At 54.6% G+C, this 25,576-nt stretch carries 20 protein-coding genes and 1 other annotated feature; of the genes, 12 read left to right on the top strand and 8 right to left on the bottom strand.

Going from position 1 to position 25,576, the window contains the following annotated elements; genetic code table 11:
- Nucleotides 1-22 precede the first annotated feature (22 nt).
- Genes trpA through ABOC97_RS18030 form a run of 5 tightly spaced genes read right to left on the bottom strand, consistent with a single transcriptional unit; the run spans nucleotide 23 to nucleotide 6,554 of the window.
- Nucleotides 23-832 (bottom strand): tryptophan synthase subunit alpha, encoded by an 810-nt coding sequence (gene trpA / locus ABOC97_RS18050; RefSeq protein ID WP_349600361.1) that lies wholly within the window; start codon nucleotides 830-832, stop codon nucleotides 23-25.
- The gene (gene trpB / locus ABOC97_RS18045; RefSeq protein WP_061285124.1) at nucleotides 832-2,025 is read right to left on the bottom strand and encodes a tryptophan synthase subunit beta; all 1,194 of its coding nucleotides are present in this window, start codon (nucleotides 2,023-2,025) and stop codon (nucleotides 832-834) included. The genes trpA and trpB overlap by 1 nt, the downstream gene beginning before the upstream one ends.
- A 9-nt stretch (nucleotides 2,026-2,034) precedes the next feature.
- The gene (trpCF, locus tag ABOC97_RS18040) at nucleotides 2,035-3,393 is read right to left on the bottom strand and encodes a bifunctional indole-3-glycerol-phosphate synthase TrpC/phosphoribosylanthranilate isomerase TrpF (RefSeq protein WP_349600357.1); all 1,359 of its coding nucleotides are present in this window, start codon (nucleotides 3,391-3,393) and stop codon (nucleotides 2,035-2,037) included.
- Nucleotides 3,394-3,396: 3 nt separating this feature from the next.
- Complete coding sequence (trpD, locus tag ABOC97_RS18035) at nucleotides 3,397-4,992, bottom strand: bifunctional anthranilate synthase glutamate amidotransferase component TrpG/anthranilate phosphoribosyltransferase TrpD (RefSeq protein WP_234506063.1); 1,596 nt, start codon at nucleotides 4,990-4,992, stop codon at nucleotides 3,397-3,399.
- On the bottom strand, nucleotides 4,992-6,554 hold the full coding sequence (locus ABOC97_RS18030; RefSeq protein ID WP_349600354.1) for an anthranilate synthase component 1: 1,563 nt from the start codon (nucleotides 6,552-6,554) through the stop codon (nucleotides 4,992-4,994). The genes trpD and ABOC97_RS18030 overlap by 1 nt, the downstream gene beginning before the upstream one ends.
- Before the next feature lie 36 nt (nucleotides 6,555-6,590).
- Nucleotides 6,591-6,683: a sequence feature (Trp leader region), on the bottom strand.
- 166 nt (nucleotides 6,684-6,849) lie between these two features.
- Here ABOC97_RS18030 and rnm point away from each other — a divergent pair.
- The 6 genes from rnm to ABOC97_RS18000 all read left to right on the top strand — a co-directional run bounded on the left by rnm (nucleotide 6,850) and on the right by ABOC97_RS18000 (nucleotide 14,738).
- Nucleotides 6,850-7,731 carry an RNase RNM gene (gene rnm, locus ABOC97_RS18025; protein WP_349600351.1) on the top strand — a complete coding sequence of 294 codons (882 nt, stop codon included), beginning with the start codon at nucleotides 6,850-6,852 and terminating at the stop codon, nucleotides 7,729-7,731.
- Nucleotides 7,728-8,348, top strand: a complete 621-nt coding sequence (locus ABOC97_RS18020; RefSeq protein ID WP_349600348.1) for an L-threonylcarbamoyladenylate synthase — start codon at nucleotides 7,728-7,730, stop codon at nucleotides 8,346-8,348. The genes rnm and ABOC97_RS18020 overlap by 4 nt, the downstream gene beginning before the upstream one ends.
- Before the next feature lie 570 nt (nucleotides 8,349-8,918).
- The gene (gene rluB, locus ABOC97_RS18015; RefSeq protein ID WP_349600345.1) at nucleotides 8,919-9,824 is read left to right on the top strand and encodes a 23S rRNA pseudouridine(2605) synthase RluB; all 906 of its coding nucleotides are present in this window, start codon (nucleotides 8,919-8,921) and stop codon (nucleotides 9,822-9,824) included.
- 185 nt (nucleotides 9,825-10,009) lie between these two features.
- Nucleotides 10,010-11,371 carry an MFS transporter gene (locus ABOC97_RS18010; protein WP_349600343.1) on the top strand — a complete coding sequence of 454 codons (1,362 nt, stop codon included), beginning with the start codon at nucleotides 10,010-10,012 and terminating at the stop codon, nucleotides 11,369-11,371.
- A 17-nt stretch (nucleotides 11,372-11,388) separates the two neighbouring features.
- Nucleotides 11,389-13,740: a beta-glucosidase gene (locus ABOC97_RS18005; protein WP_349600340.1), complete on the top strand. Its 2,352-nt coding sequence runs from the start codon at nucleotides 11,389-11,391 to the stop codon at nucleotides 13,738-13,740.
- 23 nt (nucleotides 13,741-13,763) lie between these two features.
- Entirely contained in the window at nucleotides 13,764-14,738 is a 975-nt protein-coding gene (locus ABOC97_RS18000; protein WP_349600337.1) for a helix-turn-helix transcriptional regulator, read from the top strand.
- Here the strand turns inward: ABOC97_RS18000 and cobO are convergent.
- Entirely contained in the window at nucleotides 14,710-15,300 is a 591-nt protein-coding gene (cobO, locus tag ABOC97_RS17995; protein ID WP_349600335.1) for a cob(I)yrinic acid a,c-diamide adenosyltransferase, read from the bottom strand. The genes ABOC97_RS18000 and cobO overlap by 29 nt on opposite strands.
- Entirely contained in the window at nucleotides 15,297-16,058 is a 762-nt protein-coding gene (locus ABOC97_RS17990) for a YciK family oxidoreductase (RefSeq protein WP_349600332.1), read from the bottom strand. The genes cobO and ABOC97_RS17990 overlap by 4 nt, the downstream gene beginning before the upstream one ends.
- Nucleotides 16,059-16,310: 252 nt before the next feature.
- Between ABOC97_RS17990 and sohB the strand changes: the two genes are divergently transcribed.
- Nucleotides 16,311-17,357 (top strand): protease SohB, encoded by a 1,047-nt coding sequence (gene sohB / locus ABOC97_RS17985; RefSeq protein ID WP_349600329.1) that lies wholly within the window; start codon nucleotides 16,311-16,313, stop codon nucleotides 17,355-17,357.
- A gap of 81 nt (nucleotides 17,358-17,438) precedes the next feature.
- Here sohB and ABOC97_RS17980 read toward each other — a convergent pair whose 3' ends face one another.
- Nucleotides 17,439-17,690 carry a YciN family protein gene (locus ABOC97_RS17980; RefSeq protein ID WP_052281647.1) on the bottom strand — a complete coding sequence of 84 codons (252 nt, stop codon included), beginning with the start codon at nucleotides 17,688-17,690 and terminating at the stop codon, nucleotides 17,439-17,441.
- Between the two features lie 394 nt (nucleotides 17,691-18,084).
- Between ABOC97_RS17980 and topA the strand changes: the two genes are divergently transcribed.
- From topA to acnA, 5 genes are all read left to right on the top strand, one after another.
- Nucleotides 18,085-20,682 carry a type I DNA topoisomerase gene (topA, locus tag ABOC97_RS17975; protein WP_349600326.1) on the top strand — a complete coding sequence of 866 codons (2,598 nt, stop codon included), beginning with the start codon at nucleotides 18,085-18,087 and terminating at the stop codon, nucleotides 20,680-20,682.
- A 180-nt stretch (nucleotides 20,683-20,862) separates the two neighbouring features.
- Complete coding sequence (gene cysB, locus ABOC97_RS17970) at nucleotides 20,863-21,837, top strand: HTH-type transcriptional regulator CysB (protein ID WP_234506037.1); 975 nt, start codon at nucleotides 20,863-20,865, stop codon at nucleotides 21,835-21,837.
- 336 nt (nucleotides 21,838-22,173) lie between these two features.
- A complete protein-coding gene (locus ABOC97_RS17965) occupies nucleotides 22,174-22,290 on the top strand; it encodes a YmiA family putative membrane protein (RefSeq protein ID WP_349600322.1) in 117 nt (38 codons plus the stop codon).
- Between the two features lie 2 nt (nucleotides 22,291-22,292).
- Nucleotides 22,293-22,460, top strand: a complete 168-nt coding sequence (locus tag ABOC97_RS17960; protein WP_349600319.1) for a hypothetical protein — start codon at nucleotides 22,293-22,295, stop codon at nucleotides 22,458-22,460.
- Nucleotides 22,461-22,666: 206 nt separating this feature from the next.
- Entirely contained in the window at nucleotides 22,667-25,342 is a 2,676-nt protein-coding gene (gene acnA, locus ABOC97_RS17955; RefSeq protein ID WP_349600316.1) for an aconitate hydratase AcnA, read from the top strand.
- The last annotated feature ends 234 nt before the right edge of the window (nucleotides 25,343-25,576 follow it).

Raw genomic sequence — 25,576 nt, 5'->3', positions numbered from 1 at the left:
GTTGCCCCAGGCGGCACGGGCGTTATGCCGTTTTGGTGGCGGCTTTCATGCTTTTCACAAAGCTTGCAAGCTCATCGAGCATGGCCTGTGGGTTTTCCACATTGCGTTCGATAATCTTCACAATCGCCGAACCGGAAATAGCCCCGGCGGCACCGGCGTCGATGGTTGCCGTCACCTGATCGGGTGCGGAAATCCCAAAGCCCTGCAGCGGAGGCGCGGCGTTGTACTCAGCCAGTTTCTCCACCAGATGATGCAGCGGCAGCGCGGCGCGGGTTTCGGTACCGGTAACGCCAGCGCGTGACAGCAGGTAGGTGTAGCCCCGGCCGTGCGCGGCAATCTGACGCAGCAGTTCTTCATCGGCATTTGGTGGGCAGATAAAGATTGGCGCGACGTTATGACGCATAGCTGCTTGACGGAACGGGGCAGACTCTTCCACCGGCACGTCGGCGACCAGCACTGAATCCACGCCCACGCGCGCGCATTCGGCGTAGAACTCATCAATGCCACGGTTGAACACCAGGTTGGCATACATCAGCAGGCCAATCGGAATGGTTGGATGTTTCTGGCGAATCGCTGCCAGCATCTCGAAGCACTGCGTTGGCGTAACGCCCGCGGCAAAAGCGCGCAGGGTGGCATTCTGGATAGTTGGGCCATCGGCCAGCGGGTCGGAGAACGGGATCCCCAGCTCCAGCGCATCGGCACCGGCTTCAATCAGGGTGTCGATAATCTTCAGCGACTGACCCGGATTCGGGTCGCCCAACGTGACGAAGGGAACGAATGCGCCTTCCTTGCGGGCCTTCAGTGTGGCAAATAGAGTGTCATAGCGTTCCATCAGATTTCCCCTCGCGCTTTCAGAATATCGTGTACCGTAAAGATGTCTTTGTCGCCGCGACCGGAGAGGTTAACTACCAGCAGCTGCTCTTTTTCTGGGTTCTCGCGGATCATTTTTAACGCGTGAGCCAGGGCATGCGATGACTCCAGCGCTGGGATTATCCCTTCGTGACGGCTGAGTTCTTTAAATGCATCAAGCGCTTCGTTATCGGTAATCGACACGTATTCCGCGCGGCCGATGCTGTTCAAATAGGCGTGCTGTGGCCCAACGGACGGGAAGTCCAGCCCGGCAGATATAGAGTAAGATTCTTCAATCTGCCCTTCATCGGTCTGCATCATCGGCGATTTCATGCCGAAGTAGATACCCACGCGGCCGTGTTTCAGCGGCGCGCCGTGCTCACCGGTTTCAATCCCGTGACCGGCAGGTTCTACGCCAATCAGGCCTACGCTGGTGTCTTCAATAAAGTCGGCGAACATACCGATGGCGTTCGAACCACCGCCGACACAGGCAATCACCGCATCCGGCAGACGACCTTCTTTTTCGCGGATCTGCACTTTGGTCTCTTCGCCGATCATGCGCTGGAATTCACGCACGATGGTTGGGAACGGGTGCGGGCCCGCAGCGGTACCAAGCATATAGTGCGCGGTTTCGTAGCTGCCAGACCAGTCGCGCAGCGCCTCGTTACAGGCATCTTTCAGCGTGGCAGAACCGCTGTGTACCGGAATCACTTCTGCGCCCATTAAACGCATACGGAAGACGTTTGGCGACTGGCGCTCAACGTCTTTGGCACCCATATAGATGCGGCATTTCAGGCCGAGCAGGGCGCTGGCGAGCGCCGAGGCGACGCCGTGCTGACCGGCGCCGGTTTCGGCGATGATCTCGGTTTTACCCATCCGTTTTGCCAGCAATGCCTGACCCAACACCTGGTTGGTTTTGTGAGCGCCGCCGTGCAGCAGATCTTCACGCTTGAGGTACAGCGTGGTTTTGCTGCCAGCGGTCAGGTTACGGCATTTGGTTAATGCGGTTGGACGACCGGCATAGTTTTTCAGCAGGTCGGTAAATTCGGCCTGGAACTCAGGATCCTTCTGTGCGCTGACGAAAGCTTCTTCCAGCTGGCGCAGGGCGGGCATCAGAATCTGCGGAACGTACATCCCGCCAAATTCGCCGAAATAGGGGTTCAGTAAAGTGCTCATTGTTGCTCCTTAATATGCGCGCAGCGTTTGAAATGCCGAGGCCAGTTTGCTGGCATCTTTAATGCCCGGTTGTAACTCTACGCCTGAATTGAAATCCAGTCCGACGCAGCCGCTTTTGGCTGCTTCCACGCAGTTATCTGCGCTTAAACCACCGGCCAGAATCACATTGCTCAGATCCTGACCCTGTAACAGAGACCAATCAAAACGCTGGCCGGAGCCGCCCTGGCCGTTATCAAAGACATATTTGTCGACATGATTGAGAGTGCGCGACGGTAAAGTGTCAGCCACGCTCAGCGCTTTCCAGATCTGTACGCTGGCAGGAAGCTCTGCGCGCAGGCTATCGATATAGCTCTGGTCTTCATCGCCATGCAGTTGCACAGCGGAAAGTTGCAGCGTGGCAGCGCGTTCAACCACCTCGGCAACCGGCGCGTTGCGGAACACGCCAACATAGCTCAGCGGCGCGGCGTTAATCACTTCACGCGCCTGGTCAACGCTGACCGCACGCGGCGAGGTCGGAACGAAAATCAGCCCACCGTAGATGGCGCCTGCTTCAAATGCCGCTTTGGCATCCTGCGCACGGGTCAGGCCGCAGACTTTGTTCTCGCCCAGCAGCACCCGGCGCACGGCGGCGTTGAGATCGTCATGCTCCATCATTGCTGAGCCAATCAGGAAACCGTTGGCAAAGTGGCTCAGTTCGCGAACCTGGGCATTGGTGTTAATGCCAGACTCGCTAATCACCGTTACGTCGTGTCCCAAACGCGGCGCCAGCTGGCGAGTACGGTTGAGGTCGATGGAGAGATCGCGCAGGTCGCGGTTGTTGATACCGACCACTTTCGCCTTCAGGGCGATAGCACGTTCCAGTTCTTCTTCATTACTGACTTCGGTCAGCACACCCATGCTCAGGCTGTGCGCGACGGCGGCAAGCTGGCGATACTGGTCGTCGTCAAGCACCGACAGCATCAGCAGGCAGGCATCCGCCTGGTAGTAACGCGCCAGATAAATCTGGTACGGATCGATAATGAAGTCTTTGCACAGGATCGGCTGTGGCGCTATCTGGCTGACAATCGGCAGAAAATCAAAACTACCCTGGAAGTACTTTTCATCCGTCAGGACCGAGATTGCCGAGGCGTAATGTTTATACACATTGGCAATACGCGCCGGGTCAAAATCGTCACGGATAACCCCTTTCGACGGGGAGGCTTTCTTACATTCCAGAATAAAAGCGGTGCGTGTCCCGCGCAGCGCGTCATAGAAATGACGCTGGCTTGGCTGCACTTCATTCTGGAAAGTGGCTAACGGCTGTTGTTGTTTGCGGGCTTCTACCCAAATCGCTTTGTCGGCCACGATTTTTGCTAATACGGTCTGCATTTTTTATCCTCTTGCCGCTAATGCGGTGACGCGGTCGTAGGCTGCACCACTGTGCAGAACATCAAGCACCTGCTGAACGTTGGCCTTCAGGTCTTCATGACCGTAAAGGCGCATCAGCATAGCGACGTTAACCGCTACGGCGGACTCATGCGCAGCCTCACCTTTACCTTGTAGTAAGCGGGTCAGAATGTCACGGTTTTCTTCCGGCGTGCCGCCAGCCAGTTCGGCCTGATGATAAGGCTTGAGGCCGAAGTCATCTGCGGTCAGCTGGTAGCTCTTAATTTCACCGTTGTGCAGTTCGGCGACCACCGTCGGTGCATGCAGAGAAACTTCGTCCATACCGCCGCTGTGTACCACTGCCGCCCGCTCGTAACCCAGTACGCGCAGGGTTTCCGCAATCGGCAACACCAGCTCAGGGCTGTAAACGCCAATCAGCGCCAGCGGCGGGTGCGCCGGGTTAATCAACGGCCCCAGCACGTTGAACAGGGTGCGGGTTTTCAACTGCTGGCGAACCGGCATCGCGTGGCGGAAACCGGTGTGATACTTCGGTGCGAACAGGAAGCACACGTTCAGTTCATCCAGCGCCTGGCGGGATTTATCGGCGTTCATATCAAGGTTGATACCAAACGCCGCCAGCAGGTCGGAAGAGCCCGATTTACTGGAGACACTACGGTTGCCGTGTTTGGCGACCTTCAGCCCACACGCCGCGGCGACAAAAGCGCTGGCGGTGGAGATATTGATGCTGTTGCTGCCGTCACCGCCGGTACCGACGATATCGGCAAATGGATAGTCAGGGCGCGGGAACGGGGCCGCATTTTCCAGCAGCGCGGTGGCGGCACCGGCAATCTCGTTCGGACTTTCGCCGCGAATTTTCATGCTCACCAGCGCGGCGGCCAGCTGTTCAGGCTTCACTTCGCCGCGAACCACGGCGGAGAACAACTGGTGGCTCTCCTGTTGGCTCAGGGTCTGCGCCTGATACAGTTTTTCCAGAATCGGCTGCAGGGTGTTGCTCTGCTCCAGTTTCTGCAGCGCCCATGCCAGCGTTTGTTCCAGCAAACGTGCACCCTGGGTGGTGAGGATGGATTCCGGATGGAACTGGAAGCCGCAGACGCGATCCGCGTCGTGACGGACCGCCATCACCATGCCGTTAAAGTTGGCGTTGATGGTTAACCCGGCCGGAATATTGCTGCCGACCAGCGAGTGATAGCGCGCGACTGGCAGTGGATTGGTTAATCCGGCAAACATAGCCTGGCCGTCATGCTCAATGCTGGAAGCTTTACCGTGCAGGATTTCACCGGCCTGACCGACGTAGCCGCCGTAGGCTTCGACAATCGCCTGATGACCGAGGCAGATACCGATAATCGGCAGTTTGCCGCGCATACGGGTCAGCAGTTCAGGCATACAGCCCGCTTCAGACGGTGCACCAGGCCCAGGAGACAGCATCAGTACCGGGTTATCCATAGTGCCCAGGCGGTCAATTAAGGTCTGTGCCGGTACATGGTTACGGTAAATCACCACGTTGTGCCCGTTAGCGCGCAGCTGATCTGCCAGGTTGTAAGTAAAGGAGTCGATATTATCGAGCAGCAGAATGTCAGCCATCAGAAAATCTCCTGTGCATGATGGGCAGTGGCGATGGCGCGCAGAACGGCACGAGCTTTATTACGGGTTTCATCGGCTTCAGATTGCGGTACGGAATCCAGCACCACGCCCGCACCGGCCTGCACGGTAGCAATGCCATTTTCGACAAATGCCGAGCGGATAACGATGCAGGTGTCGAGGTCGCCGTGGGCGGTGAAATAGCCCACCGCGCCGCCGTAGCTGCCGCGCCGCTTGCCTTCTGCTGCGGCGATAAGCTGCATGGCGCGTACTTTTGGCGCACCGCTCAGGGTGCCCATATTCATACAGGCGCGGTAAGCGTGCAGCACATCGAGGTCTTTACGCAGTTCGCCGACCACGCGGGAAACGAGGTGCATCACGAACGAGTAGCGATCCACTTTTGTCAGGTCTGCAACATAGCGGCTACCCGGCGTACAGATGCGCGCGAGGTCGTTACGCGCCAGATCGACCAGCATTAAATGTTCGGAAAGCTCTTTATGGTCGGTGCGCATCTCCAGCTCAATACGGCTGTCGAGATCGCGATCCAGCGTACCGTCGGCGCGACGACCGCGTGGGCGGGTACCGGCAATCGGATAGATTTCAATCTGGCGATTGGTGGCGTCGTACTTAAGCGAACTCTCTGGCGACGCGCCGAACAGGGTGAAATCGTTATCCTGCATAAAGAACATATACGGGCTTGGGTTGCTCTTTTTCAGCACATCGTAAGCTGCCAGCGGTGATGGGCAGGGCAGAGAGAAGCGGCGCGAAGGGACAACCTGGAAAATTTCCCCGGCGCGAATCGCTTTTTGCATCTTGCGCACCACATCGCCGTACTCTTCATCGCTCTGGTTGCACTCGCAGCGCATCTCTTTAATTTCGCGTACCGGCAGCGCCATTGGCGGTTCATTTAACTGCTGACGAACGTCGGCAATGCGCTGCAGCAGACGATCTTTTTCCGCATCAGACGGCGTGAACAGGCTGGCCTGAATGCGTGTGTTTTTGGTCTGGTGGTCGATAACCAGCAGGGTTTCCGCGAGGTAGAAGCAATAGTCCGGGCAGGCGGTGTCGCTTTCCAGCTGCGGTAAATCTTCAAATCCTGCGACCAGGTCGTAGGCGAACAGCCCGCCGAAGAACATCGCTTCGCGCTCGTCCTGCGGCACCACAACCAGTTCCTGCATTATGCGGAACGCGTCGAATACCGACAGGGAGCACAGACGGGCGTCTTCATCGAGCAGATTGCTGACTGCCGGGAAGCGCAAAACCCGGCGGTTTGGCTGGCGCTCATTTTCAACGCCGGAAGGCAGCGCGGCATCGAGCAGCGGCAGCAGGGAAGCCCCGTTATCAGACAGCGCCTGAATGGTGACGGTATCGCCAAGGGCGGTGATGCGCAGGGCGCTATCGACCAGCAGCAGGCTTTTTAAATCGTTCTTACTGTCGATATCCGCTGATTCAAGCAGCAGAGTGGCCGGGCGTGCGCCGCACAGTTGATGGAACAACGCGGTTGGGTTTTCACGGTAAATCGCGTCACTGGTCAGAAGCTCGAGCAGGGGTTTTTGTGTTTGCATCGTTGTTCTCGCCTGATTTCTTTATCTTTTTTGCTTAATAAAAAGCCCGCTCATTGGCGGGCTGGGTATCTGTTTGCTTAACGCAGACGTGATGACTCCGCCCTACTGGGAAGTACGCCACCAACCGCCGTGCAGAGCAATCAATTTACGAGTCATTTGCAGATACCTTTACTAAGTGAACTTGCGTACTAGTTAACTAGTTCGAAAGGGCAAAGTCAACCCCTGATTTTAGAAATTGGCATAATACGGCTATGATAGGGCGCGAAACATGATGAGCAGTACAACGGGAGCGGTTTTGAGCGACACCAATTATGCAGTGATTTACGATCTTCACAGCCATACTACCGCCTCAGATGGCCGCCTGACGCCAGAAGAGCTGGTGCACCGCGCAGGCGAAATGCGGGTAGGCACGCTGGCGATTACCGATCACGATACCGTCGACGCGATCCCGCGAGCCCAGGCAGAAATTGCCCGTGCCGGCCTGGCGCTAGAGCTGATTACCGGCGTTGAGATTTCGACGTTGTGGGAGAACCACGAAATTCATATCGTTGGGCTGAATATTGATATCGAGAACCCGACGTTAACGGCGTTTTTAAGCGCGCAGATTGACCGTCGCCAACAGCGCGGGCAGATGATTGCCGAGCGTCTGGAAAAAGCACAGATCCCGGGTGCCTGGGAAGCGGCGCTGAAAATGGCCGAGGGTGGTGCAGTGACTCGGGGTCACTTTGCCCGCTTCCTCGTTGAACAGGGCAAGGCCTCCAATATTGGCGACGTGTTTAAAAGATATCTCGCACGTGGGAAAACCGGTTACGTTCCGCCGCAGTGGTGTACAATAAAGGAAGCTATTGATGTCATTCATCATTCCGGAGGGGTAGCCGTTGTTGCCCATCCGGGGCGGTACGATTTGTCCGCCAAGTGGCTGAAAAGATTGCTGGCACACTTTAGTGAACACGGCGGCGACGCGATGGAAGTCTCCCAGTGCCAGCAAGCGCCTCACGAGCGCACTCAGCTTGCCACCTATGCCCGCGACTATCATTTACTGGCGTCTCAGGGGTCTGATTTCCATCAACCCTGCCCGTGGATTGAGCTGGGCCGTAAACTGTGGTTACCCGCAGGCGTCGAGGGAGTCTGGCAGCGCTGGGAGCAGCCGCAGAATTCAATTGAGAGGGAAGCATGAGTCAGTTTTTTTATATCCACCCGGATAATCCACAGGCGCGTCTGATTAATCAGGCGGTCGAAATTGTGCGTAAGGGCGGCGTCATCGTCTATCCGACCGATTCCGGCTATGCGTTGGGCTGCAAAATTGAAGATAAAGGGGCGATGGAGCGCATTTGCCGCATCCGTCACCTGCCGGACGGCCACAACTTCACCCTGATGTGCCGCGATCTGTCCGAACTGTCTACCTATTCTTACGTCGACAACGTGGCGTTTCGTTTAATTAAGAACAACACGCCGGGCAACTACACTTTTATTCTGAAGGGCACCAAAGACGTTCCGCGTCGTCTGCTGCAGGAAAAGCGTAAGACTATCGGGATGCGCGTGCCGTCTAACCCGATTGCTCAGGCGCTGCTCGAGACGTTAGGTGAGCCAATGCTCTCAACGTCGTTAATGCTGCCTGGCAGTGAGTTCACCGAGTCTGACCCAGAAGAGATCAAAGATCGTCTGGAAAAAGTGGTCGATTTGATTATCCACGGCGGCTATCTGGGTCAACAGCCAACCACCGTTGTAGACCTCACCGATGATTCCCCGGTCGTCATCCGCGAAGGCGTCGGCGACGTGAAACCTTTCTTGTAATTTTCCCGGCCCGGCTTCTCGCCGGGCTGTTTATTCCAGCGTGTCTATTTGTGCCAGCATCCATTGCTGCGGCTTTCGCTTGTCCACTAACGGGGCGGTAGTAGACCTTGAGGGTATAGGGTGGAATAGGGAAAGGCGGCGTATGTACGGTGAATAGTCGGTGGCAGCGAAGGTAAACGTCTGGCTGCTGGTGGAGGGATGAAAATCTACCTGATGTGTAAATCTCAGGATTTTGAGATATACAAACGCTTTGGTTATCAGTTCATTAAGCGCTTAGATTCCACCCACGGCGGTGAAGAGTAGTTTGAAATGATGCAGCTGCGGTAGCCACCGGCGGTGCTTTTAAAACGCTTCCTTCATGCACCCGGCTGCGGCGAGGAGAAAAGGACAGGAACAAGCTGCCCTTTTCTCCTAAAATTCGTGTACTATGTGCGGTCACAATTCTGGGTGAACGGCCTGCGTTGCCTTGCAACGCCGCTGTTTACCTGCTTATGCCGCCCGGTGCTTATTTCCCGCGCGGCTAATGAAGTCTCTAAGACGCCTGTGAAGGCGACACCTGAAGGAAGCTCAATGAGCGATAAAAGCGAAAAACTGCAAAAAGTGCTGGCGCGCGCTGGCCACGGCTCCCGTCGTGAAATTGAAACGATTATTGAAGCGGGCCGCGTGAGCGTCGACGGCAAAATCGCCAAGCTGGGCGATCGTGTTGAAGTGATCCCCGGTCTCAAAATTCGTATCGACGGACATTTAATCTCCGTTAAAGAATCCGTAGAACAAATCTGTCGCGTTCTGGCGTACTACAAGCCGGAAGGTGAACTCTGTACGCGTAACGATCCGGAAGGGCGTCCAACCGTGTTCGATCGCCTGCCAAAACTGCGCGGCGCGCGCTGGATTGCCGTTGGCCGTCTGGACGTGAACACCTGCGGTCTGCTGCTGTTCACCACCGACGGGGAACTGGCTAACCGCCTGATGCACCCAAGCCGTGAAGTGGAACGTGAATATGCGGTGCGCGTATTCGGCGAAGTGGATGACAACAAAATCCGCCAACTGTCTCGTGGCGTTCAGCTTGAAGATGGCCCTGCGGCATTTAAAACCATCAAATTCAGCGGCGGTGAAGGCATTAACCAGTGGTACAACGTGACCCTGACCGAAGGCCGTAACCGTGAAGTACGTCGTCTGTGGGAAGCGGTAGGCGTGCAGGTGAGCCGTCTGATTCGCGTTCGCTACGGCGATATCCAACTGCCAAAAGGCCTGCCTCGCGGCGGCTGGACGGAGCTGGATCTGGCGCAAACCAACTACCTGCGCAAGCTGGTAGAACTGCCGGCAGAAACCACCTCGAAAGTGGCGGTGGAAAAAGACCGTCGCCGCATGAAGGCGAATCAGATTCGTCGCGCGGTGAAACGCCATACCACCACCGGTACCAGTGCGGGTAATAACAGTAATCGTCGTTCCAGCACCCGCAACAGCGGTAAAGCGTAATGACGTGGCTTCCGGCGGGGTCCCGCCGGAAGCTGATTTTGAATAATATCTCCTTTCTCCTGTGATTTAATTCACACTTCCGCATAAAGACAAAAAACAGGAATTCCCCGGACAAATAACGCAAAGTGATAAATTAATCACCGCCATATACTGTTGCTACAGATTACTCAAAAGGTAGCCCGAAAATGGATGCAACTAAAAAACTCTCGGCAAGCTATGTGGTTATCGGCGTAAAAGAAAAAATAGGTTATGGCTTTGGTGATTTCGCCTCTAACTTATCTTTTGGTTTTGTTTCACTTTTCTTATTGTTCTTCTATACCAATATTTATGGCATCAGCGCCGTACAGGCCAGTTTGATATTTGTTATCGCCCGCGTGATTGATGCGATTTTTAATATTCTAATAGGCTTTGCTATCGATAAAACCCACAGTCGGCATGGCAAACTGCGGCCATGGTTATTATATGGCTCGATCCCCCTGGGTTTCCTGACGGTCCTGTGTTTTGTGCCTTTCGGCGGCGAAGCGAAGTTCTTTTTTGCCCTAATCTCGTACACCATTTATTGCCTCGCCTATACGGCGGTGAACACGCCATACTCGGCGTTAACCAACCGTCTGACCCAGCATGAGGCTTCGCGCTCGTCGCTGTCGGTCTATCGCTTCGTGCTGGCGATTGTCGGCTATCTGATTGTTTCTACCACCGCAGATTTACTGATTTCACCGTTTAACGACAAACAGTTGGGCTATGTCTTTGCCGTTTCCTGTTTTGCCATGTTGGCAACATTCCTGTTTCTTGCCTGTTTCGGTATGACCAAAGAGAGGGTGGGCGCAGAAGAGGATGCCCCGGCACCGACGCTGCGTGAAATGCTGCGCGCGGTGACGGGGAATGGGCCGCTGATTAATTTGTCGCTGTTCACCGTCTTTTTCTACATCGCCTATACCGTGTGGATGGCAATTGCCATTTACTTTATTAAATACATTATTGGCGATGAAGGGTTTACCGCGACGTTCTTTATGATTCAATCGGCCGCCTATATTTTTGGTACCGTTATTTCTGAAAAGATCATCGCTATCATGGGTAAGAAGAAGATGACGCTGGTGGCGCTGTTGATTGGCGTGTTGGGGTTATTAATGCAGTATTTTGTGGCCGGCGATAATATCTGGCTGATAATGAGCGGCGTGTGCCTGTTCAGTATTACCTTAGGGATGGGATTCGTCGCGATGTGGTCAATGATTGCGGATACCGTGGAATATGCGGAATGGCATCACGGCGTACGTTCAGAAGGCGCCATCTACGGCTTCTTTAACTTCATCACCAAAATTGCCATGGCTATCGGCGGCGGCTGCGCCGGATGGATGCTGGATTATTATCACTATGATGCCGGCAATGTCAGCGCCAGCGCGCTCGGTGGTATCAATATTTTAATGACGCTGTTCCCCGGCGCGATGTTTGCCTTTGGCGCTATCTTTGTCGCCGCCTATACGCTGGACGAAAAAACCTACCGCGACATTGTGCACAAAATCAGCCTGCGTAAACAAAACGCGCTGTAAACTCAGGGAGTTGAGATATGAATCGTGATTTTAACCGCATCATCGCCGCGATGACCGCGCAAGATAAAGTGGCACTGCTCACCGGCAGCGGGTTATGGCGCACGGCGAAATTACCGCAGCACGGTATCGACGATATTGTGATGACCGATGGCACCTACGGCGTGCGCTACAGCAGCGCCCAGATTGACGGCCGTGAAAAATGGAGCATGGATGACTTTATTTCGGTCATCACCCAGACGGCGGACCGGGCGAGCGCCGAGGAGTCGACGGAGAAAGGTGGGACGGAAGCGCTGTTCAGCGCTTCGCTGCCAGCGACCTGTTTCCCTAACGGTTCAAGTCTTGCCTGTAGCTGGGACGTTGAACTGGTATATCAAATGGGGCAGGCGCTGGGTCGCGAATGCCAGCATATGGGGGTTGGCATTCTGCTGGGGCCGGGGATTAACATTCGCCGAACGCCGCTTGCCGGACGTGGCTATGAATACTATGCCGAAGATCCGGTGGTGAGCGGTGATATTGCCGCCGCGCTGATTAACGGTCTGCAGGATGAAGGTGTTGGCGCCAGCCTGAAACATTTCGCGGCGAATAACTCCGAATATCGGCGTACCGAAATGGACTCGATTATTGAAGAGCGTGCGCTACGTGAAATCTATCTGGCCGGATTTCATCGGGCGATTGTGAAGTCTCAACCGTGGACCGTGATGTCTTCGTATAACCGGTTGAATGGTGTGCAAACATCGCAGGATCCGTTCTTGCTCACCCAGGTGCTACGCGATGAATGGGGCTACGATGGCCTGGTGATGTCCGACTGGTACGGCATTAAAGATCGCCCGGCTTCGCTGCTGGCGGGCAATGACCTGGCGATGCCGGAAACCCGGCGTGATAAACAGACTTTGCTGGCCGCCATTGAGACCGAAGAGGTCCCGATGGACGTGGTCGACCGCGCCTGCCATCGCATGCTAACGCTGCTGGATAAAGTTCAGCGTCATCGTCGGCCGGACGCGCAAGCGGATTTCCCGGCGCACCACGCGCTTTCACAACGGTTGGCGGCAGAATCCATCGTGCTGTTGAAAAATGACGACGATCTGCTGCCGCTGCGCCCGGAGAAAACCCGCCGCATTGCCGTATTAGGCAAACCGGCGCAGGAACCGGTGATTCAGGGGTCAGGCTGTGCGACCACGGTACCATACCTGCTTGACCGACCGCTGGATGAAATCTTCGACCTGGCCGGGGATGATTTCAGCGTTAGCTGGGCTGAAGGTTCGCCAGACGATTTACGCCATGATGAACAGGCGCTGGCGCAGGCGCGAGCTGTGGCTCAGGACGCCGATGTGGCGGTCATATTTGTCAGCACCGCGGTGGGCGAAGACGGTGAAAATGGCGACCGTCAGGATCTCAATATTCTGGCGGTTCATGAACGCCTGATCCGCGAAGTGGCCGCCGTACAACCCAACGTGGTGGTGGTGTTGGCCAACAGCGATGCGGTGGTCATGCCGTGGTTGGGCGAGTGTAAAGCGCTGCTGGAGACCTTCTTTGCCGGTCAGGGCATGGGGCGAGCGGTCGCGGAGATTCTGTTTGGTAAACGTAACCCGTGCGGTAAATTGACGGTCACGGTGCCGAATACGCTGGAAGAGACGCCGGCCTGGCTGAACTATCCTGGCGAGAATTTGCGCCACCATTATGGTGAAGGCTTGTTTGTCGGCTATCGCTACTATGATAAACGCCGCCTGACGCCGCGTTTCCCGTTTGGCTTTGGCCTAAGCTATACCCAGTTTAGCTACGCGAACTTAGTGCCGTCAGCTTCTCAAGTCGGCGACAATGAGACGCTGACGTTGACGTTTGATCTGACCAACAGCGGCCAGCGTGACGGCAAGGAGATTGTCCAGCTATACGTCAGCGCGCCGCAGGGCGAGCTGATCCGCGAAGTGCAGGCGCTCAAAGCGTTCACTAAAGTGGCGCTTGCCGCCGGGGAGACCCGCCGGATCAGCCTGGAGCTGCCGATTAGCGAACTGGCCTGTTATCATCCAGGGCTTGCGGATTGGGTGGTTACGCCGGGCCTGTGGCAGATTCATATTGGCAGTTCTTCCCGTGACCTGCCGCTGCACGCGGAAGTTCACGTCGATTGCCCGGTGCGATACGTACCATTGCGCGATGATAATTCGCTCCAGCAGTTGATTCAGCAGCCGGAAGCGTTCTCCCGGGTAGTGGCGATGATTGCGGCAAAAAGCCCGCTGGCGGCGGAACAGATCCGTGAAAAACTGATTCGTCTGGCACCCGACATGTTCTGCGGGCTCTTTATCGCGCTAACGGAGTTTCTGGCGTTGGATATCGATCGCGATGAACTCAATGCGGTATTGTCCGGACACCCATAAAGGTCAATAACAGGAGTGCGCCCGTGTTCCCTTTTTCAGTGACTCACCCGCACCCGGCGATGCAGACCGGGCGGCAAACGGTCAATAGCGGCTATGAACTGATTGCTTTTGATGCGGAGAAACTGAACGTGTTTGCCGCCGAGGTGCGCTATTGCGAGCCTCACTGGCACCCTGCGCCTGAATTAATTACGGTGTTGGCCGGGCGTTTCTCCATTGCGGTGGGCCAGCAAAGCGTTGAGCTTACGTGCGGGGAGATGCTCTATATCAACGCGGAAGAGGTGCACTCCCTCAATGCGGAAGAGTCTGGTAGCCAACTGCTGACGGTACAGTTTTCTCCGGGCCTTTTCGATGAACTTCATCCGGCACCATCTCTGCAATGGCGTACGTATGCCCATCTTCCTGCCGACATGGACCGCCCCGTTCGGCAACGGCTGACGGCGCTACTGGAACAGCTTATCGACAATCACGCACCGTTCCAGCGTATTGCGGCGATTTATCTGCTGTTGGATGCCTTAGTTGCTGCCGGGAAACCGACGCAGCGGGCGGAAAACTCGCTGCGCGAAGAGGCGATGATTAAAGAGGGTATCGACTATATTAACCAGCATTTTGACCAGCCGCTGACCTTAAGCGATGTCGCCAGCCATACCGGGATGAGCTATTCATGGTTTTCGCGGCTGTTTAAAAAGGTCAGTCGGCACAATTTTAAAGAGTATCTGACGCTGGTGCGGCTCAATAAAGCCCGCACCTTGCTGCGCGATACCCGCACGCCAATAACCGAAATCAGCCACAGCTGCGGCTTTCAGGAGCATAAATACCTGATCGCCGCGTTTAATAAGTACTGCGGGCTGACGCCAACCGAATACCGCAAACGTTTTATATCGCGACAAAACGTGATGGAAAGCGAGCTGGCGCTGGGAGAGGACTGTCTGTGCCTGCCGCTCAACCATGCGCTGCTCGAGCGACTAGCGCTTAGTAATCAATCCCAATCTGTGCCTTAATACCGGCTTCAAAGGCGTGCTTGACCGGGCGAAGTTCACTGACCGTATCGGCGTATTCGAGAATGTCACGATGGCAGCCGCGCCCGGTGATGATCACCGTCTGGTGCTCAGGGCGGTTTTTCAGCGCGGTGAGCACTTCTTCTAATGGCAGATAATCATAGGCCACCATATAGGTGAGCTCGTCGAGCAGCACCATATCGAGCGTCTCGTCCGCCAGCATCCGCTTCGCGTGTTCCCAGACCGCAAGACACGCTTCGGTATCGCTTTCCCGATTCTGCGTATCCCAGGTAAACCCAGTCGCCATGACCTGAAATTCGACCCCCAGCGGTTCGAGTAAATTGCGCTCGCCGTTGGGCCAGGTGCCCTTGATAAACTGAATCACTCCGACGTTATGACCATGGCCAACCGCGCGGGTTGCTGTGCCGAAAGCGGCGGTGGTTTTGCCTTTCCCGTTGCCGGTAAACACAATCACAATCCCGCGAGTATCCTGGGCTGCGGCAACGCGGGCAGCGACGCGCTCTTTGACGCGCTGCTGGCGCTCACGATAACGTTCATCACTCATTCTGCAATTCCTGGTTTACGCCCGGGTTGGGCATCAAAAGTCATACCGGTTTTCCGGCGGCTATCATCGCCCATTAACCATAGATACAGCGGCATAATATCGGCAGGGGTTTTGAGCTTCAGCGCATCTTCGGTTGGGAACGCGCTGGCGCGCATTTTGGTACGGGTACCGCCTGGATTGATGCAGTTCACCCGTAAATGGCGGTTTTTATACTCGTCGGCCAACACCTGCATCATGCCTTCAGTGGCGAATTTTGACACGGCGTAGGCGCCCCAGTTGGCGCGTCCTTCACGGCCGACGCTGGATGAGGTGAACACCAGCGAGCCGGAGTCAGACTGGAGCAGCAGCGGCAGCAGGGCCTGGGTAAGTATAAAGGTGCCGTTCACGTTGACCTGCATAACCTGTTGCCAAACTTCAGGTTTCTGTTCCGCCATTGGCACGACGTCGCCCAGCAGCCCGGCATTGTGCAACACGCCGTCAAGGCGCGGATAGTGAACACTGATTTTTTGGGCCAGCTGTTGGCACTCCTGCGGCGTGCAGGTTAGCAGGTCGAGCGCGAACCAGCGGGCGGGAATAGCCCCCGCCTGGTTGATTTCTTCGGCGACGGCGCGAAGCTTTTCATCGCTGCGACCCAGTAAAATGACGCTGGCGCCGTGGCGCGCGTAGGTTATGGCGGCTTCCTGACCAATGCCATCGCTGGCACCGGTCACCAGGATGATACGGTTATGCAACAAGTTGAGCTGTGGCTGATAATGCACGGTGACTCCTCATGGCCTCTGGCAGCCATATTCTATGTACTTTTCATGGCTTTTGGGCTTTATGCCTGATTATCCGCACCATTTCAATCGGCGAGCAGGAGAGACAACGCGGAATTAACAATTTGCAATGATTTCATCGGCAAATAAGTAAACTGGAAGCCGGCTCGAGAGTGGATACTGCAGTCGAGACGTGCTGGGCGCGGTGTTGTACACTTAGCGGCAGATTCTGTGATTTTTGTACAAGGTGGATGTGTGGAATTACTTTTTCAATATGGTCTGTTTCTGGCGAAAATCGTCACGGTTGTCGTCGCCATTGCCGTTATCGCGGTACTGATTATTAATTTGTCCCAGCGCAAGCGTCAGCGCGGCGAGCTGAGGATCACCAATCTCAGTGAACAGCACAAAGAGATGCAGGAAGATTTGGCGGTAGCCTTACTTGATGGGCCGCAGCAAAAGCTTTGGCACAAGGCGCAAAAGAAGAAGCTGAAGCTGGAAGCGAAAGCAGCAAAAGCGAAGGCGAAACAGGGCGAGGCGGAAACGAATCACAAGCCACGCGTGTGGGTGATTGATTTTAAAGGCAGTATGGACGCCCATGAGGTCGCCTCGCTGCGTGAAGAAGTCACTGCGGTGCTGACGGTTGCCACCCCACAAGATCAGGTGGTGGTGCGTCTGGAAAGTCCTGGTGGCGTGGTGCACGGTTATGGTCTGGCGGCCTCCCAGTTGCAACGTATCCGCGATAAGCAGATTCCATTGACGGTAGCGGTGGACAAAGTGGCGGCCAGCGGGGGTTACATGATGGCCTGTGTGGCGAATAAAATTGTCGCCGCGCCGTTTGCTATTCTCGGGTCGATTGGCGTAGTTGCGCAGATCCCGAACCTGAACCGTTTCCTGAAAAATAAAGACATCGACATCGAACTGCATACCGCCGGGCAGTACAAACGTACCCTGACGCTGCTGGGTGAGAATACCGATGAAGGGCGTCAGAAGTTCCGTGAAGAGCTCAATGAGACTCATCATTTGTTCAAAGACTTTGTTAAAGAGATGCGCCCATCGCTGGATATTGATCGGGTGGCGACCGGTGAACACTGGTATGGCTCTCAGGCACAGGAAAAAGGTCTGGTTGACGAAGTGGGTACCAGTGATGAGCTGCTGCTGGGGCTGATGGACGGACGTGACGTCATTAACGTGCGCTTTATGCAGCGTAAGAAAATGATGGACCGCTTTACCGGCAGCGCCGTCGACGGTGCGGATAGCCTGATGATGCGCTGGTGGCAGCGCGGGCAAAAACCGCTGCTGTAATAATACTTCTGCTCAAATAGAAAACCCGGTAAACGTGCGTTTACCGGGCTATTTCGACCGAGATCAGACAGTGCCTAACGGTCAGTCAACCAGGTGATATTTTTCAGACAGTTGGTGCGCTAGATACTTGAACATATTAAATACCGCCGTGCTTTTTGGCGTCGGCAGTCCCTGTTCATCAAGGTAATATTCACCGCTGAATACCAGCACGCCGTTGCGCTGTTCTACGCCAGTGGCTTCAATTCCCGCTAAAGTATCTTCATGCTCACGAATGAGTCGGTTTGCTTCAATAAGCAAAGTCTGACGATCGATTGGTTGGCTAGTATTTGACATATTCAACTCCTCAAATTTGCGGCCCTAGTTTACGCCGGGTGTTGATTTCGGGCAAATTTTCCCGACATTTACCAGGGGCAATGATTTTACCTCAGAGTTGGCATGATTGGTGTTTGCATGCTAATAAAGTTGCGTAACGAATTTTATCAGGTACAGTGTGACGCTTTCGGCGATCTGGCAACGGATTTGCTTGACATTCGACCAAATATTCTTCGTGCTATAACGTCTGGCGAAAAAAAATCTGTGAACTCAGCCACCTGGCTGCCTGTATCAAATGCCAGTTAGTAAGGGGTTGATATCCTTTGGCGTTGCCGCAACATACAAGGCTTGTCGCCAGTGGAATGTGGAACATGTGCGATGTATTCCTGGAAGAATCAAATTAGGTAAGGTGATTATGGGTAAAGCTCTCGTTATCGTTGAGTCCCCGGCAAAAGCCAAAACGATCAATAAGTATCTGGGTAATGACTACGTGGTTAAGTCCAGCGTCGGTCATATCCGCGATTTGCCGACCAGTGGCTCAGCCGCCAAAAAGAGCGCTGACTCTACCTCCACCAAAACGGCCAAAAAGCCTAAAAAGGATGAACGAGGCGCGCTGGTTAATCGCATGGGCGTCGACCCATGGCATGACTGGGCTGCACAATACGAAGTGCTGCCGGGTAAGGAAAAGGTCGTTTCGGAACTCAAACAGTTGGCTGAAAAAGCCGACCACATCTATCTCGCAACTGACCTTGACCGCGAAGGGGAGGCCATTGCATGGCACCTGCGGGAAGTCATTGGTGGGGATGAGTCACGCTATAGCCGCGTGGTGTTTAACGAAATTACAAAAAATGCGATTCGTCAGGCGTTTGAAAAGCCGGGCGAACTGAATATTGACCGTGTTAACGCTCAGCAGGCGCGTCGCTTTATGGACCGCGTGGTGGGTTACATGGTATCGCCGCTGCTGTGGAAAAAGATCGCCCGTGGTTTATCTGCCGGTCGTGTTCAATCCGTAGCGGTGCGTCTGGTGGTTGAGCGTGAACGTGAAATCAAAGCGTTCGTCCCGGAAGAATTCTGGGAAGTGGATGCCACCACGACCACACCTGGCGGTGATACGCTGGCGTTGCAGGTCACGCATAAAGCGGACAAACCGTTCCGTCCGGTAAACCGTGACGAGACAATGGCGGCGGTAAGCCTGCTCGAAAAAGCCGGTTACAGCGTTCTTGAGCGCGAAGATAAGCCGACCAGCAGCAAGCCTGGCGCACCTTTCATTACCTCCACTCTGCAGCAGGCGGCCAGTACGCGTCTGGGCTTTGGGGTGAAGAAAACCATGATGATGGCGCAGCGTCTGTATGAAGCGGGCTACATTACCTACATGCGTACTGACTCCACCAACCTGAGTCAGGATGCAGTCAGCATGGTGCGCGACTATATTGGCGACAATTTCGGTAAGAAATACCTGCCGGAAAACGCTAACCAGTACGCCAGCAAAGAAAACTCACAGGAAGCGCACGAAGCGATTCGTCCTTCTGACGTGAACGTTGTTGCCGAGTCGCTCAAAGATATGGAAGCGGACGCGCAGAAATTGTATCAGCTGATCTGGCGTCAGTTTGTCGCCTGTCAGATGACGCCAGCACAGTATGATTCCACCACGCTGACCGTTAAAGCGGGTGATTTCAAACTCAAAGCGCGTGGTCGTACCCTGCGCTTTGACGGCTGGACGAAAGTGATGCCAGCGCTGCGTAAAGGTGATGAAGACCGCGTTCTGCCAGTGGTTAAACAAGGCGATAGCCTGAGCCTGGTTGAACTGACTCCGGCACAGCACTTTACCAAGCCGCCTGCGCGCTTTAGCGAAGCGTCTTTGGTTAAAGAACTGGAAAAACGTGGTATTGGCCGTCCGTCGACCTATGCGTCGATCATCTCGACCATCCAGGATCGCGGCTACGTACGTACTGAAAACCGTCGCTTCTATGCAGAAAAAATGGGTGAGATCGTCACCGATCGTCTGGAAGAAAACTTCCGCGAGCTGATGAACTACGATTTTACCGCGCAGATGGAAGACCACCTCGACCGCGTGGCTAACCACGAAGCCGAATGGAAGCAGGTACTGGATCTGTTCTTTGGTGATTTCACCAAGCAGTTGGAAACCGCTGAGAAAGCGCCTGAAGAAGGTGGCATGCAGCCAAACCAGATGGTGCTGACCAGCATCGACTGTCCGACCTGTAGCCGTAAAATGGGTATTCGTACCGCCAGCACCGGCGTGTTCCTCGGTTGTTCCGGCTATGCGCTGACGCCAAAAGAACGCTGCAAAACCACCATTAACCTGGTGCCGGAAAACGAAGTGCTGAACGTGCTGGAAGGCGACGACGCGGAAACCAACGCGCTGCGCGCCAAACGTCGTTGCCAGAAATGCGGCACGGCGATGGACAGCTACCTTATCGATCCGAAGCGCAAGCTGCACGTCTGTGGTAATAACCCGACCTGCGACGGCTACGAGATTGAAGAGGGTGAATTCCGCATCAAGGGTTATGACGGCCCGATCGTTGAGTGTGAGAAATGTGGTTCCGAAATGCACCTGAAAATGGGGCGTTTTGGTAAGTACATGGCCTGTACTAACGACGAATGTAAGAACACCCGTAAGATTCTGCGTAGTGGTGAAGTTGCGCCACCAAAAGAAGATCCGGTACCGCTTCCGGAGCTGACGTGTGAGAAGTCCGATGCCTATTTCGTGCTGCGTGACGGTGCCGCTGGGGTCTTCCTGGCTGCTAACACCTTCCCGAAATCGCGTGAAACACGTGCGCCGCTGGTGGAAGAACTGTTCCGCTTCCGCGACCGTCTGCCGGAGAAACTGCGCTACCTGGCCGATGCGCCACAGCAGGATCCAGCCGGTAACAAAACGATGGTGCGCTTTAGCCGTAAAACCAAACAGCAGTACGTAGCCTCCGAGAAAGAAGGCAAAGCGACTGGCTGGTCAGCGTTCTTCGTTGACGGTAAATGGGTTGAAGCTAAAAAGTAACGTTCCCAGCACGTTGTTTACAAAGGGCCGCATTGCGGCCCTTTTTTATAACCCCGTTATTATTTTTTGTTTCCATCTATACACACTTGCTATAAATGATATAGTGGTTATAGAAGATGCATTGCTTATAAATAAATCGTCTTTATAACCGTCTACCAAGTGCCGACTGGATACAACCGCATGAAATTACAGCAACTTCGCTATATCGTTGAGGTGGTCAATCACAACCTTAACGTCTCCTCTACCGCTGAAGGGTTGTATACCTCGCAGCCGGGCATCAGTAAGCAGGTTCGAATGCTGGAGGATGAGCTGGGTATCCAGATTTTCGCCCGTAGCGGTAAACACCTGACGCAGGTAACGCCCGCAGGTCAGGAAATCATCCGTATTGCCCGCGAAGTGTTGTCGAAAGTTGATGCCATTAAATCGGTAGCCGGCGAGCACACCTGGCCGGATAAAGGCTCTTTGTACGTGGCAACGACCCATACCCAGGCGCGTTACGCGCTGCCGGGCGTCATTAAAGGGTTTATCGAACGTTACCCGCGAGTTTCTCTGCATATGCATCAAGGCTCGCCGACCCAAATCGCCGAAGCCGTTTCGAAAGGTAACGCGGACTTTGCTATTGCGACAGAAGCGCTGCATCTGTATGACGATCTGGTTATGTTGCCATGCTACCACTGGAACCGTTCCATCGTTGTGACGCCAGAGCACCCGCTGGCTTCGAAAACCTCGGTGACGATTGAAGAACTGGCGCAGTATCCGCTGGTAACTTACACCTTTGGCTTCACCGGCCGTTCCGAGCTCGACACCGCGTTCAACCGCGCAGGGTTGACGCCACGGATTGTCTTTACCGCCACCGATGCGGACGTGATTAAAACTTACGTACGACTAGGGCTTGGGGTAGGGGTAATAGCCAGCATGGCGGTCGATCCTCTCTCCGATCCGGATCTGGTGAAGCTGGATGCGGAAGGCATTTTCAGCCACAGCACCACTAAAATTGGTTTCCGTCGCAGCACTTTCTTGCGTAGCTACATGTATGATTTCATTCAGCGTTTTGCGCCGCATTTAACCCGGGATGTGGTCGATACCGCGGTAGCGCTGCGTTCCAATGAAGACATTGAAGCGATGTTCAACGATATTAAGCTGCCAGAAAAATAACCCTTCTGTTTATCCGCCTCTGACCCTGGAGGCGGGTATCCTTATATCTCCAGCAGTATTTCTGTTCTTTAATCCCCTCAATTGTAAGAGTTTCTTGATTAAGAATTGTTTCTATTGGCAACAATGCAGCAAAAGTAGAAATAAATTTAACGTTAGGCAAACTTCTCAACGCAAATATCTATTTGTCGTCAAAAGAATAAATAAATCTCTACGCGGCATTCGCAAAAATACTGGATTTTTGCTTAGAATTTACTTAGGATTTATCCCAGTGATGATTAGTTGTAACAATTAATTGGTGTGAAAATGATAAGTAATATCGATTGTGAGAGAGGCGTCATGGCAGCAGAAAATAAAGGCTCTGGCGTGAAACGCAAAGCGTGGCTGAGCGTATTCATGGGTTCTGCGCTGTTTTGGCTGGCAATTGCCTTCCTGGTCTGGAAGTTTTGGGGCTAACTATGCTGACGTCCGAACGTGTCAAACCCGTGAAGCCCCGCACACCTGCGGCGAAGAAACCGCCGGCCGAGAAGAATAATAAAGTCGATATTCCTGACGAATGGAAATTGACCCCTGAGCAAAAGGGTTTTATTGATCTGTTCAATCAAGATGAGAATAATAAACAATAATCTCATGGGTATTATCCGGCTTTCATTTCCCGCTCCAGAACGTAACAAACCCTTTCCCTGCTATTAATTCCAGACGGTTGCTAGTTTTATTAAGCCGTTGATCGCATTTATCAATCTGAGCCCTTTCCCGGCGATATCCGCTGGGTGTGTTATCTTTTATATATCCCCTAAGGAAAGTCGTGATACCCGCTATTTAAGGAGGAGCTATGTCGTTAACACTACGAGAGGCCTGCAAGGATACGCTCCAGGTCGATAATAAAACCTACCACTACTACAGTCTGGCGCTAGCCGCCGAAACCCTGGGAAATCTCTCCCGCCTGCCTAAATCCCTTAAAGTTCTGCTCGAAAACCTGCTGCGCTGGCAAGATGGCGATTCGGTCACAGCCGACGACATTCAGGCTTTGGCGGGCTGGTTGAAACATGCCCATGCCGACCGCGAAATAGCCTATCGTCCTGCGCGTGTGCTGATGCAGGATTTCACCGGCGTTCCGGCGGTGGTCGATCTTGCCGCTATGCGCGAGGCGGTAAAACGGTTGGGGGGGGACACCCGCAAGGTGAATCCACTGTCGCCGGTCGACCTGGTAATTGACCACTCGGTCACGGTTGACCGTTTTGGTGACAATAACGCTTTTGATGAAAACGTGCGTCTGGAAATGTCGCGAAACCACGAGCGTTATACCTTCTTACGCTGGGGGCAGCAGGCGTTCAGCCGATTCCGGGTGGTGCCGCCGGGTACCGGGATTTGCCATCAGGTTAACCTTGAATACCTCGGTAAAGCCGTATGGAGCGAACAGCAGGGCGATGAATGGCTGGCTTACCCCGACACGCTGGTCGGTACCGACTCACACACCACCATGATTAACGGTCTCGGCGTGCTTGGCTGGGGCGTTGGCGGCATTGAAGCAGAGGCGGCGATGCTGGGGCAGCCGGTCTCGATGCTGATCCCCGACGTGGTTGGTTTCAAACTGACTGGCAAACTACGTGAAGGGATCACCGCCACCGACCTCGTACTGACGGTCACGCAGATGCTGCGTAAACTCGGTGTGGTAGGTAAATTTGTTGAGTTTTACGGTGATGGTCTGGATTCATTGCCGCTTGCCGACAGAGCAACCATCGCCAATATGGCGCCAGAATACGGTGCAACCTGCGGTTTCTTCCCTCTTGATGATGTGACGCTCTCCTACATGCGCCTCAGTGGCCGTAGCGATGAGCAGGTGGCGTTGGTGGAAGCCTATGCCAAAGCGCAGGGCATGTGGCGGCATACTGGAGACGAACCGATTTTCACCGCGAGTCTGGCGCTGGATATGGCCGATGTTGAAGCCAGCCTGGCGGGGCCGAAACGCCCGCAGGATCGCGTGGCGCTCGGCAATGTGCCGCAGGCGTTTAACGCGGCTTCCGAGCTTGAGGTGAATGCGGCGAGCGGGAATAAACCGGCCATCGACTTTACGCTCAACGGTCAACGGCACGCGCTGCCGGAAGGCGCGGTAGTGATCGCGGCGATTACCTCTTGTACTAACACTTCTAACCCTAGCGTGCTGATGGCGGCCGGGCTGCTGGCGAAAAAGGCCGCCGCGCGCGGACTCATGCCGAAACCCTGGGTAAAAGCGTCGCTGGCACCCGGCTCTAAGGTTGTTTCCGACTACCTGGCGCATGCCGGGTTGACGCCGTACTTAGACCAGCTTGGTTTTAATCTGGTGGGCTATGGTTGTACAACGTGTATCGGTAACTCCGGTCCGCTGCCGGAACCGATTGAGACCGCCATTAAGCAGGGTGATTTGACCGTGGGGGCGGTGCTGTCCGGCAACCGTAACTTTGAAGGTCGTATACATCCGCTGGTGAAAACCAACTGGCTGGCCTCACCGCCGCTGGTGGTGGCCTATGCGTTGGCGGGCAACATGAAGGTTAACCTGAACCTCGACCCTTTGGGGCATGACCGCAGCGGTCAGCCGGTTTACCTGAAGGATATCTGGCCGAGTAGCGCCGAGATAGCGCAAGCGGTACAGCAGGTTTCCACCGACATGTTCCACAAAGAGTATGCGGCAGTGTTTGCCGGAACGCCGGAGTGGAAGGCGATTCAGGTCCCCGCGTCGGATACCTACGGCTGGCAGGAGGACTCAACCTATATCCGTCTGTCGCCGTTCTTTGATGAAATGGGCGTAACGCCGGATCCGGTACAGGATATTCGCGGTGCGCGGGTGCTGGCGATGTTGGGGGATTCCGTCACCACCGACCATATCTCGCCAGCAGGAAGCATTAAAGCGGATAGTCCGGCCGGACGCTATCTTCAGGAGAATGGCGTAGCCAGCCGCGACTTTAACTCCTACGGCTCACGTCGCGGGAATCATCTGGTGATGATGCGCGGTACTTTTGCCAACATCCGTATTCGCAATGAAATGGTACCCGGTGTGGAAGGGGGGATGACTCGGCTGTTACCTGGAAACGAGGTGATGTCGATTTATGATGCCGCCATGCAGTACCAGGCTCAGGGCACGCCGTTGGCGGTGATTGCGGGTAAAGAGTATGGTTCCGGTTCCAGCCGCGACTGGGCGGCGAAAGGCCCGCGTCTGTTGGGCGTTAGGGTGGTGATTGCCGAATCTTTTGAACGTATACACCGTTCAAACCTGATTGGTATGGGGATTTTGCCGCTGGAGTTCCCGCAGGGCGAAACGCGCAAAACGCTGAATCTGACCGGGGAGGAGCAGATTGATATTTCTGGACTACAACAGTTGCAGCCGGGGGCGATAATTCCGCTGGTGATAACCCGTGCTGACGGTAGGTCACAAACCCTGCTGTGCCGTTGTCGTATTGATACGGCCACCGAGCTGACCTATTACCAGAATGACGGTATTCTGCACTATGTCATACGCAATATGCTGAAATAAAATCGGGGCCGTTTATCGGCCCTGATGATGCCGATATTCTCTCCACGATTGCGATAGCGCCGCCTGGCGCTATCGCTGTGTTATCTTCAGAATAATTATTCATGTGAAAAACAATGAATCAATAAACATTCAACAATTGGGTGATGCTGCCAACTTACTGATTTAGTGTATGATGGTGTTTTTGAGGTGCTCCAGTGGCTTCTGTTTCTATCAGCTGTCCCTCCTGTTCAGCTA

This window comes from Kluyvera huaxiensis (assembly GCF_040149365.1).
Taxonomy (GTDB): domain Bacteria; phylum Pseudomonadota; class Gammaproteobacteria; order Enterobacterales; family Enterobacteriaceae; genus Kluyvera; species Kluyvera intermedia_A.
This window is presented reverse-complemented; position numbering and strand designations above follow the sequence as displayed.